Here is a 12,914-nt window from a genome sequence, read left to right on the forward strand (position 1 = left end):
AATTTACCCAATTCCCGGCCGATGATGCCGGGCTGTCAGCAGGAAAGATAGACCATGACGGATCAGAACAAACCTGACCAGGCCACAACGTCTGAAAAACCCTGGGGCGGACGCTTCAGCGAGCCGACCGACGCCTTCGTCGAGCGCTTCACCGCATCCGTGGGCTTTGATCAGCGCCTGTATCACCATGACATCACCGGTTCCATCGCCCACGCCACCATGCTGGCCGCGGTGGGCGTGCTGACCGAGGAAGAGCGCGACACCATCATTGAAGGCCTGAAGGCGGTCAAGGAAGACATCGAAGCCGGCACGTTTGAGTGGTCCGTAAGCCTGGAAGACGTTCACATGAACATCGAGGCGCGGCTGACCGACCGCATCGGCATCACCGGCAAGAAGCTGCACACCGGTCGCAGCCGTAACGACCAGGTCGCTACCGATATCCGCCTGTACCTGCGCGACGAGATCGATGTCATCGCCGAAGAGCTGCATCGCCTGCAGTTGGGGCTGTTGGATCTGGCCGAGCGCGAGGCCGACACCATCATGCCCGGTTTCACCCATTTGCAAACCGCCCAGCCGGTCACCTTTGGTCACCACCTGCTGGCCTGGTACGAGATGCTGGTGCGCGATGCTGAACGTCTGCAGGATTGCCGCAAGCGGGTCAATGTCATGCCCCTGGGCGCAGCCGCCCTGGCCGGTACTACCTATCCCATTGACCGCAACATGACAGCGCAGCTGCTGGGCTTTGACCGCCCGAGCGAAAACTCGCTGGATTCGGTCAGTGACCGGGATTTTGCCATCGAATTCTGCAGCTTCTCCGCGCTGCTGATGACCCACCTGTCGCGCTTCAGCGAGGAACTGGTGCTGTGGACCTCGGCCCAGTTTGATTTTGTCGATCTGCCGGACCGGTTCTGCACCGGCTCATCAATCATGCCCCAGAAGAAAAATCCGGATGTGCCGGAACTGGTGCGCGGCAAGACCGGCCGGGTCAATGGTCACCTGATCAGCCTGTTGACCCTGATGAAGAGCCAGCCGCTGGCCTACAACAAGGATAACCAGGAGGACAAGGAGCCGCTGTTCGACACCGTCGACACCATCAAGGGCTGCCTGAAAGCCTACGCCGACATGATTCCCGCGATTCGTGCCAAGGCCGACAACATGCGTGTGGCGGCCAAGCGTGGTTTCTCCACCGCTACCGACCTGGCGGACTACTTGGTCAAGAAAGGCGTGGCCTTCCGCGATGCTCACGAAATCGTCGGCAAATCGGTCGCCTTTGGGGTGGCCGAGGGCCGTGACCTGTCGGACATGACCCTGGACGAGCTCAAGAAGTTCTCGGACGTGATCGGTGAGGACGTATTCGACGTGCTGACCCTGGACGGCTCAGTTCAGGCCCGGGATCACCTGGGTGGCACCGCGCCGGATCAGGTGCGGGCCGCCGTTGGTCGGGCACGCAAGCTGCTGGGCTGAGTCCAGCGAATTGACCAGGGCGCGCGGTTAACCGCCGATGCGCCCGGTGGTCAGATCAACCGTGGCGGGCGTGAGGTCCGCCAGTGGTTGCGGCCGGGCTAATCGGAAGCCCTGGCCGTAATGAATCCCCAAGGTTCGTACCTTTCTGAGCGTGTCGTCGTTTTCGATAAACGTCGCCACGGTCTGTTTGCCCGCCACCTCGGCAATCCGGTGCAGGGCTTCTGCCATGACCTGCTGCACCGGATCCTCGTCCAGATTTTCCATGACCCGACGATCCAGTTTGATGATGTCGACCGGCAGGTTGGCCGCCAGGCTGTAGCTTTCCACCGATGCGCCGGCTCCGTCCAATGCCACGCGACAGCCGATCCGGTGTAGGGCGTCGCACAGTACGGCCACCTCTTCCGGGTATTGGGTGGCATGGGCTTCGCGGATTTCCAGGCAGAAACAGTGCGCCGGGAACTGTGATTGCCGTAGCTGTGTTTCCATGAAGTCGGCAAAGGTATCGTCCAGCACGTTAGCCAGTGACAGGTTGAAGCCACAGTATTTTATGCGTGGTTCCAGTAACGGCTGGCTGCCGAGCCAGGCCAGGGTTTCACTGATGACCCGGCGGTCCAGTCGTTTGGCCAGGTCGAAACGCTCGGCAATCGGCAGAAACTGGTTCGGCTGCAGTGGCTCTGCGTTGTCGCCATCGCCGGGTATCCGGCACAGAATCTCGATGTGATCGCCCCAGGTAACACTGGCCACAGGACGGAGCGCCTGGTAATCCAGGATCAGGGTGTTGTCCTCCAGCGCCTGACGGATCAACTGCAATTGCTGATTCGCGGTGCTGTCGTCGGCCTGGCAGGACAAAGCCCGGGCCGTGTGTACCCGGTTGCGTCCGGACGTTTTTGCGGTGTGGCACAGGTTGGCTGCCTGGTTCAGCAATTGCTCGGGATCGCTGGGAACGTCGGTTTCCAGCACCAGCAACCCGCCGGAGGCCGTGGTCTGCAGGGCCTGCCCCTGCCACTCGAAGACAAACTTACCAATCAGCGTCAGGATGTCCTCGGCAATTTTCCGGGCCCGGGGTTCCGGGCAGTTCTCGATCAGAAGGGCGAAGGTGTCTCCAGACAGCCGGGCCAGGGCATCCCGTTGCCGCACCCGGATGCCGAGGGTGCCCGCCAGCTCTCGCAGGTAGCGGTCGCAGGTGCCACTGCCGGCTCGGTCATTGAAGTCTTCAAAGCCATCGAGGTCGAGATAGAGCAGGCTGTCGCAGGAGTCACGGTGGGTTTTCTGTTCCAGTGTGCGCAGCACGCGGGCAATGAAGGCACGCCGGTTCATCAGGCCGGTGACCGGGTCGTGGCGGATACGGTAGTCGCTGCTGGCGCTGTGCTGGATGTGCTGGCTGATGTCCTTGGCGACCTGAACGGCGCCGGTCACTTCGCCCTGGCTGTTGGTCAATCGTTGGTAGTGGAATTCGTAGATCGGCAGGTCCCTGTTTTGCTGGGCCAGGGGCATCTCCACGACAAAGCTGTCCCGGTCGAAGGCCCGCTGCCACAACCGTTCGATCAGCCGGCGTTCATTGGGGTGGTTGGCCAGCAGTTGCTTGAGGTTGTCGCCGGTGCCTGGGGTCACGCCAAAGGCGCTGGCAAATTGCTGTCGGAACGGGGCATTGCAATGCAGTAGGGTGAGCTCCCGGTCCACTGCCGCCACTAGGTCTGGAGTGGCCAGTGTGGTGGCCTCTAGGATCTGTTCGGCGTGCTGCCGGGCGTGGTTCTGGTGCATCACCGGGGTCAGATCCACTAGGCTGCCGCCCACCCGTTGGATCTGCTGGCCGTCTTTCAGGGCCCGGCCATACAGGCGCACACGGCGGGAGCGCTGGCGGGTGGTGAGCAGGGCCAGTTCCAGAGTGAACGGCTGGCCGGTCCGTAGGCAACGGCGAAACAGCGCCCGGATCCGGCTCTGACCAGCCTGGCAGTAAAACAATGCCTGCTCCGGGGTGATGTCCGAGTAGGGCCGAAGTTCCAGTAGCCGGAACACGCCCTCGGTCCAGGCCATTTCGTTAGTTCGGGCGTCCAGTTGCCAGAGTCCGAACGCGGCGCTGTCCTCGGCCTGCTTTAACAGGCGCGGATCCATGTTCAGGCTGTCCTGCTGGTTGATGCTGGCGTTTGCGGCGGTGTCGGAATCCCGCATGTCCAGGCGCAGGCTAAGGCAGGCGGTGTAGAAGAAGCCGTCCTTGTGCCGGCAGGTCACCATAACCGTTTGCCCCCGTTCGAGCTGGTCGCGGTTGGCGGGCGCGAAGGGGTCGTCCTGGCGTGAGGCCAACATCCGGTTTGCCGGGAAGCCTTCGAGTTCGTAGGCATTGTAGCCAAGGACGGATTCAGCGTGACGGTCGGCGAACAGGACCTTGCCCTCGTCATCGATGCGCATCAAGGTGCTGCGCTCGGAACCGCTGGGCTGATCGGAACGGTAGCGACGAATAACGAATTCTTTCACGACAGGTGAGCCTCGGTCTTCTTTTTCTTCGATTCAGCGCACGGTGCCCGCATCCTGCCGGCATCGCTTTAATTTTTTTGTCGGTTTTGCCACGATGCTCCATCATACTGATACTGACTTCGAAAAGAACCTCTCCCGGGAGCTACCTTGACCGCCCATGTTGCCCCGATCGCCCTGAATTTTGACGAGGGTATTGATCGCAAAATCCTGCGTCGTTTGCGAGATCGGTTTCTTGTGGTCAATCAGCAGCGCTGGCAACGGGCACATTCGGCGTTGACCTATCGCCAGCAGGTGGTGCTGGACATCCTGCCGTTGGTGTTTCATGCCAATCACCCGGCCTTGCCCGGCTATCAGGACGCCGATTGCCCTTACGGCCTGAGCCACTATCAACCTTCACCCGCAACACTGGGCGCCGCCCGTCGTCTGGCCCGTACTTTTAGCGTGCGCGACGAGGGCAAACGCAGAGCGGACCTGGATGCCCTGTTCCTGATGGGCAGTCCCGGTACCCTTGGCCATTCCGTAGCCAGCGACCTGGATCTGTGGTTGTGCCATCGCAGTGATCTGCCGGAGCGGGGGATCCGCTGTCTCGAGCGCAAGGCCGACCGGCTGTCCGACTGGGCCGCCTCGTTGGGGGTTGAGCTGCACGTGTTCGTATTCTGCGCCGACGATTGGCGGGCCGGGCGTCAACGGGCCGAGGTGACTGGCGAGAATTGCGGTAGCGCCCAGCATTATCTGCTGCTGGATGAGTTCTACCGCACCAGTATCCATCTGGGTGGTCGTTACCCGATGTGGTGGCTGGTGCCGGCCGATCAGGAAACCCGCTATGACGAGTGCATGCGCCAACTGGTGGATTGCCGGTTTATCCGGGGCGATGAGTTCATCGATTTTGGCCCGGTGTCGGCGATTCCCGAGGAGGAGTTTCTGGGGGCCGGGGTCTGGCAGCTGTACAAGGGCATTGATGCGCCCTGGAAATCGATTCTCAAGTTGTTGCTGATTGAATGCTATGCCCAGACCGCGGATCAGCCGCTGTTGTCCAGCGTGTTCAAGCGCGCGGTGTACCTGGGCAACACCGATGCCGATGGGCTGGATCCCTACGTCTTGCTGTACAACCGGCTGGAGGCCTGGCTGTCCGCGCCGGAGGCACGCGCCCGGCTTGATCTGGTGCGGCGGAGCCTGTACCTGAAGGCCGGGTTACCGCTGACCCGCGCTGACCAGGCACCGGGACAATGGCGGGCGCACCTGATGGCGCAAATGGTTGAACGCTGGCAATGGCCCGAGCCGGTGTTGACTGAGTTGGATAACCGCCAGCGCTGGCGGGCGGAAGACGTCACCCGGTTGCGCCGGGTGATTGTCGCCGAGCTCACTCACAGCTATCGACTGTTATCGAAAATGGCCCGGGACCACGGGACCCGCGCCGCCATTAGCGCCAACGACATCAATCTGCTGGGGCGTAAACTGTACGCGGCGTTCCAGCGCAAGGCGGGCAAGGTTGAGCAGATCAATCCGGGCCTGGCGCCGACACTGGTGGAGGAGAATCTGGCGTTTCATCACCAATCGGAACAGGGTGGTGATGGCAATGGCTGGCTCCTGTACCGGGATCTGGAAGACCCGTCAGATGCCTTCTGGCAGCCGGTTATTCGCCGGTCCGGCAATCTCACCGAGCTGATGCTGTGGTGTTACTGCAATGGACTGCTGTCCCGGGCGACTCGATTGAACGTGCGAGCCGGTCACAGTGTGGCGTCGGTCAGCGAACTTCGGGAAATGCTGGATGCCCTGGCCAGTTTTCTACCGTTTCCGATTGAACCGGCTGACCGGGACGCATTGTCCCGTAGGGTGCACCCGTTGCGACACCTGCTGCTGGTGAATGTCGCCGTTGACCCCCAGGCCCATCTGACCGAGAAAGGCCTGCACAAACTCAGTGCCCGGCATGACTCCCTGGGCTTCAGTGGGGGCCGGGAAAACCTGGTGGTGACCATCGACCAGACTACCTTCAATAGCTGGCATGAAGTGAGCCTGCAGCACTATGCGGCGGGCGACACCCTGATCCAGTGCCTGAAAAACGTGCTGGCGTCGGTGGCCGGAAATCCGGCCGAGCTGCCCGGTATTCAGGTTCACAGCCACAATCGCGGCCACGGTGCCGCTGTTGCCCGGCGGGTTCAGGAGCTGTTCGGCGATGTTTTGCGACAGTTCTTTGCCGGCGGTGTTGGGCCGCATCCGTTGCGCTACGTCATCGAGATGGACCGACGCTATTTTCTGCTCCAGTTCAGCGGCCAGGAACCGGGTTTTGTCGCCCTCGACAGTTTCGCCGGTCTGATGGCGCACCTGGCGTTGCCTCAGGAACAGTACTTGCCGGTGGTGTTTGATCGCTACGCGGCCATCGACGAACCCGCGCTCAGGGCGGTCTGCCAGGCCAGCGAGCCGGACAGCATTCAGGTGTTCTACCATTTGCGGGGCGATCAGGCGCGTCTGTGGGTGGTGGACGAGATGGGGTCAGTAACCAGCTGGGAACAGCCTGTCAGCAATCGTCGCTATCTGCTTACGCCATTGCTGCGTTTTCTGGAAAATCTGCTGGAGCGCAGGCTCCTGCGCCAAGGCGACATGCCCATGGCGGGTGCCGGTATCCAGTGTCTGGAAGTGGTGCAGCGGGCTGGGAAATGGCAGACCGAACTACGGCCGGAGCACGATGTAGCCTCGACCCTGCCGGGCCTGGAAGTCCAGGCGGTCGGGGTGCAGGAGGGTGGCAGTCGGGTTCGCTTTGATATGTTCTGTGGTGAGCATGAATTCACCGTGCAGGAGTACGGTGACCAGCTGATTCCGGCAGTGGCCCACTATATCCGGTCACTGCGCCAGAATCAGGACGGCTACCCGGTGTATCTGACCGACCTGCACCTGCCCAACGATCTCGATCCCCAGGTCTACCAACGGGATATACAGACCTGTCAGTACCTCTACTATCGCTTGATTCTGGAGCAATCCCTGAATCGGGTGCTGAGCAGCGGGCGTTAGTGTTCTCGCCGCGCGGGCCGGGTCTCAGGTATACTTGCGCCAATATAAACATAGGGGTAGCAAGCATGCGCGCGGTACACATTCTGGTCACCGGTCTGATTCTGCTGACGGCAATGGCCGGCTGCGGTCAGAAGGGCCCGCTTTACCGGGAGGCTCCGGGTGAGTCGACAGCGGAAGCGAGCGCGGCTCCTGCTGAAACCGGCAGCCGGGATGTCCGCGACGATGAGGATGTCGGCGACTAACCCACTGCTCGGGTGCCCCGTTTAACGAATCAGGACAATCATGGATCACTTCAATTACCGCAACGGCGAGCTTTTCGCCGAGGACGTGCCGGTCGCAACCATTGCCGAGCGCTTTGGAACCCCGGCCTACGTGTATTCCCGGGCGACCCTTGAACGCCATTACCGGGCCTATGACGATGCCCTCGAAGGCCGCCCGCATCTGGTGTGCTACGCGGTGAAAGCCAACAGCAACCTGGCGGTACTGAATGTGCTGGTGCGCCTGGGTGCGGGCTTCGACATTGTGTCTGCCGGTGAGCTGGAGCGGGTGCTGCGGGCCGGCGGTGATGCCAGTAAGGTGGTGTTCTCCGGCGTGGGCAAGCAGGAGTGGGAAATGAAGCGTGCGCTCGAGGTTGGCGTGCGCTGTTTCAATGTTGAGTCGGATACCGAGCTTGATCGCCTGAACGCCGTTGCCGGTGAGATGGGCGTCAAGGCGCCGGTATCGCTGCGGGTGAATCCCGATGTCGACGCCGGTACTCACCCCTACATCTCCACCGGGCTGAAAGAGAACAAGTTCGGCATCGACATTGCCGAAGCGCCTGCAATCTATGCCCGTGCCTCGGGCTTGCCCAACCTCGATATCAAAGGTGTGGATTGCCACATCGGCTCCCAGCTGACCTCGGTATCGCCGTTTCTGGATGCCCTCGACCGGGTGCTGGCGCTGATCGACACCCTGGCCGAACAGGGAATTACTGTGCGCCACCTGGACATCGGCGGAGGCCTGGGTGTGACCTATAACCAGGAACAGCCACCACAGCCGTCGGACTATGTGACGGCGCTGGCGGCCCGGCTCGGCGACCGCAAGCTGGAGCTGGTGATGGAACCGGGACGTTCGATCGCCGCCAATGCCGGTATCCTGCTGACCCGGGTGGAATTCCTGAAGTGCACCGAGCACCGCAACTTCGGCATCATTGACGCCGCCATGAACGATCTGATCCGGCCGGCCCTGTACGATGCCTGGCAGGCGATCGTGCCGGTAAAGCCTCATCCCGAAGGCGAGGAGAAGCTCTGGGACCTGGTCGGTCCGGTGTGCGAGACCGGCGACTTCCTGGGTAAGGACCGGTCGCTTCGGCTTCAGGCCGGTGACCTGCTGGCGGTTCGTTCCGCCGGCGCGTACGGCTTCGTGATGAGCTCGAACTACAACAGCCGCAACCGGCCACCTGAGCTGATGGTTGATGGTGATCAGGTGCACGTGGTTCGCCGCCGTGAAACGCTGGAAGACCAGCTTGCGCCTGAAAGCTGTCTGCCGGAATGAGCGGAGTGCCAGATATGAGTCAACAGCGACGGGGCCAGGGCGCGGCTTTGCGATTCACCAAGATGCATGGCCTCGGCAACGACTTCATGGTGGTTGATGCCATCAGTCAGCCGTTTAGGCTGCGTCCGGAGGTGATTCGGGAACTGGCCGATCGCAACTTCGGTATCGGCTTCGATCAGTTGCTGGTGGTGGAGCCGCCAGGACTTCCGGACGTGGACTTTCGCTACCGGATATTCAACGCCGACGGCTCCGAAGTGGAACAGTGTGGCAATGGTGCCCGTTGTTTTGCCCGCTTCGTCCGTGACCAACGCCTGACCAACAAGCGGGTGATCCGGGTGCAGACCGCCAAGGGCGTGATCGAGTTGCGGGTGGGCAAAGACGGCCTGGTGATGGTGAACATGGGAGTGCCGGAGCTCAACCCGCCGGCCATTCCGTTTGCCGCTGATCGACGCAAGGATGTGTACACCGTGGATGTGGATGGCGCCAGCGTGGAACTGAGCGCGATCTCCATGGGTAACCCCCATGGCGTTCTGGTGGTCGATGATGTCGATACCGCACCGGTGGAAACCCTGGGGCCGCGGCTGGAAACCCATCCCCGTTTCCCAGCCCGGGCCAACATCGGTTTTCTCCAGATTATCGATCGCAGTCACGCCCGCTTGCGGGTGTTTGAACGTGGCTCAGGAGAAACCCTGGCCTGTGGCAGTGGTGCCTGTGCAGCCGTCGTGGCAGGCTGCCTGCGAGGGCTGCTGGATCACCGGGTCGAAGTTGAGCTGCGTGGTGGCCGCTTGATGATCGAATGGCAGGGTGAGGGGGCCCCTGTTATGATGGAAGGCCCCGCAACGAGCGTATTCGAAGGCCAACTTCGGCTGCCAGGCGACCATCAGGGGCGTCGCCGGAGAAACGGCAGATCCTCCCGATAATGGTCCGGACAGTCAGGAGAGCGTGATGACAGAACAAACGGCCCACGAGAAGGCCGAAGAGCTCACCCGGGAGCAGGTAGCGGATTACCTGCGTGAGAATCCGGAGTTTTTCGTGGATCAGGACGAGCTGCTGCGCAGTCTGACCCTTCCCCATGACAGCGGTCGAGCCATCTCACTGGTGGAGCGCCAGGTGCACCTGTTCCGGGAGCAGCGGGATACGCTGCGCCGGGAGCTGGTCGAACTGGTGTCCATTGCCCGCCAGAATGACCGCCTGTTTGAGAAGAGCAAACGCCTGCTGATGCAGGTGATTGAGGCCCGCACCTTGAATGATATGGCCTCTGCCATTGATGACAGCATCCGCGGAGATTTTGGCCTCGACGCCGCGTCGGTCCTGCTGTTCACCGACGCCGACGTTGCTGGCGCGTCCCAGGGTGCTCTGCATGTAGTGCGTCCGGTCGAAGCCCGGGAGCGCCTGGGTTCCCTGCTTGAGGGTGATCGCGCGGTCTGTGGTCAGTTCCGGGAGAGTGAGCGGGCCTTCCTGTTCCCGGACCGGGAAGAACCCATTGCTTCGGTGGCGCTGGTGCCTCTGCGCAGCGACGAGCTGGTTGGGGTGTTTGCCGTGGGTAGCTGCCAGCCCGGCTATTTTGACCAGAGCATGGGCTCGCTGTTTCTGAGCTATATCAGCGATACCCTGAGCCGTCTTCTGCCCCCAATGGTGCAGCGCCACACCGCCGCGGCTCCGGTCTCCGAGATCGCAACGGAATCCCGCTGAAGTGGCCGAGGCGCTGGGTGCTACCGAGCTGCCGGACAGCCTGTCAGCGCCCCTGACCAATTTCATTGGTCATCTCGCCTCGGAAAAACGTCATTCCCCCCGAACCTGCGACAACTACCAGCGTGACCTGCTGCGGCTGGCACACTGGCTAAACGCCGGCCAGCAACAGCAATGGCGTGATGTTTCCACCCACGACGTCCGCCGTTATGTCGCCAGGCTCAGCCGAGACGGGCTGGGCGGTCGCAGCATTGCCCGTCACCTTTCCGCTATTCGCCGCCTGTTTCAGTACCTGTTGCGGGAGCGCCTCGCGACTGACAACCCCGCTCTCGATATTCGTGCGCCCAAGAGCCCGCGGCGTTTGCCCAAGGTGGCGGACGTGGATCAGCTCAATCACCTGCTGGATGCCAATGCCGACGACCCGCTGGAAACACGGGACCTGTGCATGTTCGAGCTGATGTACTCCTCGGGTTTGCGGTTGGCGGAGCTGGTGGGGCTGAACCTGACGTCCGTGAACCTGTCCGGCGGTGAGGTCCGGGTGCTGGGTAAGGGCGACAAGGAACGGGTGGTGCCGGTTGGCCGCAAGGCCCGCGCTGCCATCGAGACCTGGTTGCCGCTGCGGGCGGGCCTGGCCGCCGAATCCGAGCCGGCTCTGTTTGTCAGTCAGCGCGGCCATCGGCTCAGTCATCGCAGTGTTCAGGCGCGGCTGAATCGCTGGGGCCTGGCGAAAGGCGCGGACCAGAAACTACACCCGCACCTGCTTCGACACTCCTTCGCCAGCCACATGCTGGAATCCAGCGGCGATCTGCGTGCGGTGCAGGAGTTACTCGGACATGCCGACATCGCCACCACACAGGTCTATACTCACCTTGATTTTCAACATCTGGCCCGGGTTTATGACCGGAGTCATCCCCGAGCGCATCGTCGAGGATCGGTGGGCGAACCGCGCGGGGATGGTCAGGCTGATGACTAGCTGACTACTGGGAAAAATTGCAAGATCATGCGATTAGGGAAAGCATTACGGAAGCGTCTCATGGTATCGGAGCAGTCCTGGAAGGAGAAATACCTGCAGGCGCTGGACTCGTCAGGCAGCCGCGAAGAGCAGTGGCAAACTGAGCGTAATACCCTTGAACGGATGCTGGTGCGTACCAGTCTGGCCTCGGAAGGTCAGGCCCCGGAGCTGGACAAATTGCTGGCTAGGGTTCGCAAGGATCTTCGTAAAAAGTCTGTTGATGTCGAGGCCTGGCGGGAGCTGCAGGAGCAGATCGATCGGCAGGTTGCGTTGCTGGATGAGTGCTCGGAAGCGGAACAGATGCAACCATCACCGGAGCCGTCACCGGATTCCTTTAAAAGCAATGCCGAGACACCGCCACCGGCAGGGCCTGTTCCAGGCGATGAACGAGACTTGGCCGATAATACCGAGCGCCTGAGAATTGCCCAACGGGTTGGACAATTGCTGGGTCAGTTGCTGGATCAGTTGACCCTGGATTCCGATGCCGAGGCCCGTGGCCGGGAGTTGCAGCGGGCCCTGCTGTACAGTAGTGACTGGAATGAGGTTCGGGAAGGGCTGAATCACGTTGCCGAGCTGGTGATTACGGCGGTGAACCGAAGCCGTGGCGAATTTGAAGCCTTTCTCAAGCGGCTGGATGGCCGGCTGGCCCTGTTGCACGAGCATTTCGCCGAGCAGTCGACTGCGCAGATGGATCGCCTGTCGGCATCCGAGACCCTGGACCAGGATATTCGTGAGGGCATGGCCCGTATCGGCGCGGATATTCGCGAGAGCGAAGACCTGAACCAGTTGAAGGCCTCCGTGAGCCAACATCTGTCCTCCATTGGCGATGCCGTCGGCCGGTTCCGGGATAAGGAAAGCGACCGTGAGAAAGTCTTGTCGGATCAACTGAGCGCGATGCAGGAAAAGATCGCCGTCATGGAGGCCCACTCTGAGCAGCTGCAATACGAGGTCCGGCGCGAACGCGAGCGGGCCATGACCGATCTGCTCACTCAGTTGCCGAATCGGGAAGCCTGGCAGGAGCGGCTGTCGTTCGAGTTCAATCGTTGGCAGCGCTATCGGAACGAGCTGACCATTGGCCTGCTGGACATCGATCTGTTCAAACGCATCAACGATGGCTATGGCCACAAGGCCGGAGACCGGGTTCTCCAGCTAATTTCCCGGGAACTCAAAGCCGGCCTGCGGACCACAGACTATGTTGCCCGCTATGGCGGCGAGGAGTTCGTGTTGTTATTTCCGGAGACTGGACCGGATGCGGCCCTGGTGGCGATGGAAAAGTTGCGGCAGCGGGTCAGCAAATTGCCGTTTCATTTCAGCGGCGAGCCGGTGACTGTAACCTTCTCGGCTGGTTTGGCCGTGTTTGGCCAGGGGGACTCGGAAGAAACAGTGTTTGAACGCGCCGACCGGGCCCTCTATCTGGCCAAGGACGCCGGTCGAAATTGCATCAATATCGAAGGCGAAGACGCCGGTCAGTGACGCATGCGGGCATCCAGTTCGTCGATGACCTCGGCCCAGTCGCTGTCCTCTTCGAGCCCTTCTTCCAGGAAGTGTGACTGACTCTCCGACCAGAAGGGCGCATCCTGAAGCGCAATCTCCCGCGGCAACGGAGAGTATTTGGTCAGGAAGTCCTCAATGCTCTCCTCATCGGCCGCCAGGCCGAGTTGTTCGAAAAGGGTACTGAGCGTGTGCTTGCTGGTGTCCATGGGTCGGTTTCTCCTGATCGGTGCTTGCCAGAATGAAA

General features: G+C 61.5%; 10 protein-coding genes. 8 read left to right on the forward strand and 2 right to left on the reverse strand.

Features of this window, described 5'->3' with window-relative positions; translation table 11 throughout:
• Window positions 1-54: 54 nt before the first annotated feature.
• On the forward strand, window positions 55-1,464 hold the full coding sequence (gene argH, locus FCS96_RS10465; RefSeq protein ID WP_138440282.1) for an argininosuccinate lyase: 1,410 nt from the start codon (window positions 55-57) through the stop codon (window positions 1,462-1,464).
• A 27-nt stretch (window positions 1,465-1,491) separates the two neighbouring features.
• On the opposite strand, the gene FCS96_RS10470 is transcribed toward argH, so the two are convergent.
• The gene (locus tag FCS96_RS10470; protein ID WP_138440283.1) at window positions 1,492-3,936 is read right to left on the reverse strand and encodes an EAL domain-containing protein; all 2,445 of its coding nucleotides are present in this window, start codon (window positions 3,934-3,936) and stop codon (window positions 1,492-1,494) included.
• A 147-nt stretch (window positions 3,937-4,083) separates the two neighbouring features.
• Between FCS96_RS10470 and FCS96_RS10475 the strand changes: the two genes are divergently transcribed.
• The 7 genes from FCS96_RS10475 (at window position 4,084) to FCS96_RS10500 (ending at window position 12,649) form a co-directional block, all read left to right on the forward strand.
• On the forward strand, window positions 4,084-6,942 hold the full coding sequence (locus FCS96_RS10475) for a class I adenylate cyclase (RefSeq protein ID WP_138440284.1): 2,859 nt from the start codon (window positions 4,084-4,086) through the stop codon (window positions 6,940-6,942).
• 65 nt (window positions 6,943-7,007) lie between these two features.
• On the forward strand, window positions 7,008-7,184 hold the full coding sequence (gene lptM, locus FCS96_RS20140) for an LPS translocon maturation chaperone LptM (protein ID WP_212747071.1): 177 nt from the start codon (window positions 7,008-7,010) through the stop codon (window positions 7,182-7,184).
• Between the two features lie 40 nt (window positions 7,185-7,224).
• A complete protein-coding gene (gene lysA / locus FCS96_RS10480; RefSeq protein ID WP_138440285.1) occupies window positions 7,225-8,475 on the forward strand; it encodes a diaminopimelate decarboxylase in 1,251 nt (416 codons plus the stop codon).
• A 14-nt stretch (window positions 8,476-8,489) separates the two neighbouring features.
• Window positions 8,490-9,395 (forward strand): diaminopimelate epimerase, encoded by a 906-nt coding sequence (gene dapF / locus FCS96_RS10485; protein WP_138440286.1) that lies wholly within the window; start codon window positions 8,490-8,492, stop codon window positions 9,393-9,395.
• Between the two features lie 25 nt (window positions 9,396-9,420).
• Entirely contained in the window at window positions 9,421-10,167 is a 747-nt protein-coding gene (locus FCS96_RS10490; RefSeq protein ID WP_138440287.1) for a DUF484 family protein, read from the forward strand.
• A 28-nt stretch (window positions 10,168-10,195) separates the two neighbouring features.
• Window positions 10,196-11,137, forward strand: a complete 942-nt coding sequence (gene xerC, locus FCS96_RS10495; protein ID WP_138440429.1) for a tyrosine recombinase XerC — start codon at window positions 10,196-10,198, stop codon at window positions 11,135-11,137.
• Window positions 11,138-11,197: 60 nt separating this feature from the next.
• Window positions 11,198-12,649 (forward strand): GGDEF domain-containing protein, encoded by a 1,452-nt coding sequence (locus FCS96_RS10500; RefSeq protein WP_138440288.1) that lies wholly within the window; start codon window positions 11,198-11,200, stop codon window positions 12,647-12,649.
• Here the strand turns inward: FCS96_RS10500 and FCS96_RS10505 are convergent.
• On the reverse strand, window positions 12,643-12,876 hold the full coding sequence (locus FCS96_RS10505; RefSeq protein ID WP_138440289.1) for a DUF2789 domain-containing protein: 234 nt from the start codon (window positions 12,874-12,876) through the stop codon (window positions 12,643-12,645). The two genes, FCS96_RS10500 and FCS96_RS10505, sit on opposite strands and share 7 nt — an antisense overlap.
• Between the last annotated feature and the right edge of the window lie 38 nt (window positions 12,877-12,914).

Source organism: Marinobacter alexandrii (assembly GCF_005871205.1).
Lineage (GTDB): Bacteria > Pseudomonadota > Gammaproteobacteria > Pseudomonadales > Oleiphilaceae > Marinobacter > Marinobacter alexandrii.

What these genes read in the sequence shown, in the direction of transcription:
- argH (WP_138440282.1), top strand. Translation starts at nt 55, where the DNA reads ATGACGGATCAGAACAAACCTGACCAGGCCACAACGTCTGAAAAACCC.
- lptM (WP_212747071.1), top strand. Translation starts at nt 7,008, where the DNA reads ATGCGCGCGGTACACATTCTGGTCACCGGTCTGATTCTGCTGACGGCA.
- lysA (WP_138440285.1), top strand. Translation starts at nt 7,225, where the DNA reads ATGGATCACTTCAATTACCGCAACGGCGAGCTTTTCGCCGAGGACGTG.
- dapF (WP_138440286.1), top strand. Translation starts at nt 8,490, where the DNA reads ATGAGTCAACAGCGACGGGGCCAGGGCGCGGCTTTGCGATTCACCAAG.
- FCS96_RS10490 (WP_138440287.1), top strand. Translation starts at nt 9,421, where the DNA reads ATGACAGAACAAACGGCCCACGAGAAGGCCGAAGAGCTCACCCGGGAG.
- FCS96_RS10500 (WP_138440288.1), top strand. Translation starts at nt 11,198, where the DNA reads ATGGTATCGGAGCAGTCCTGGAAGGAGAAATACCTGCAGGCGCTGGAC.
- FCS96_RS10505 (WP_138440289.1), bottom strand. Translation starts at nt 12,876, where the DNA reads ATGGACACCAGCAAGCACACGCTCAGTACCCTTTTCGAACAACTCGGC.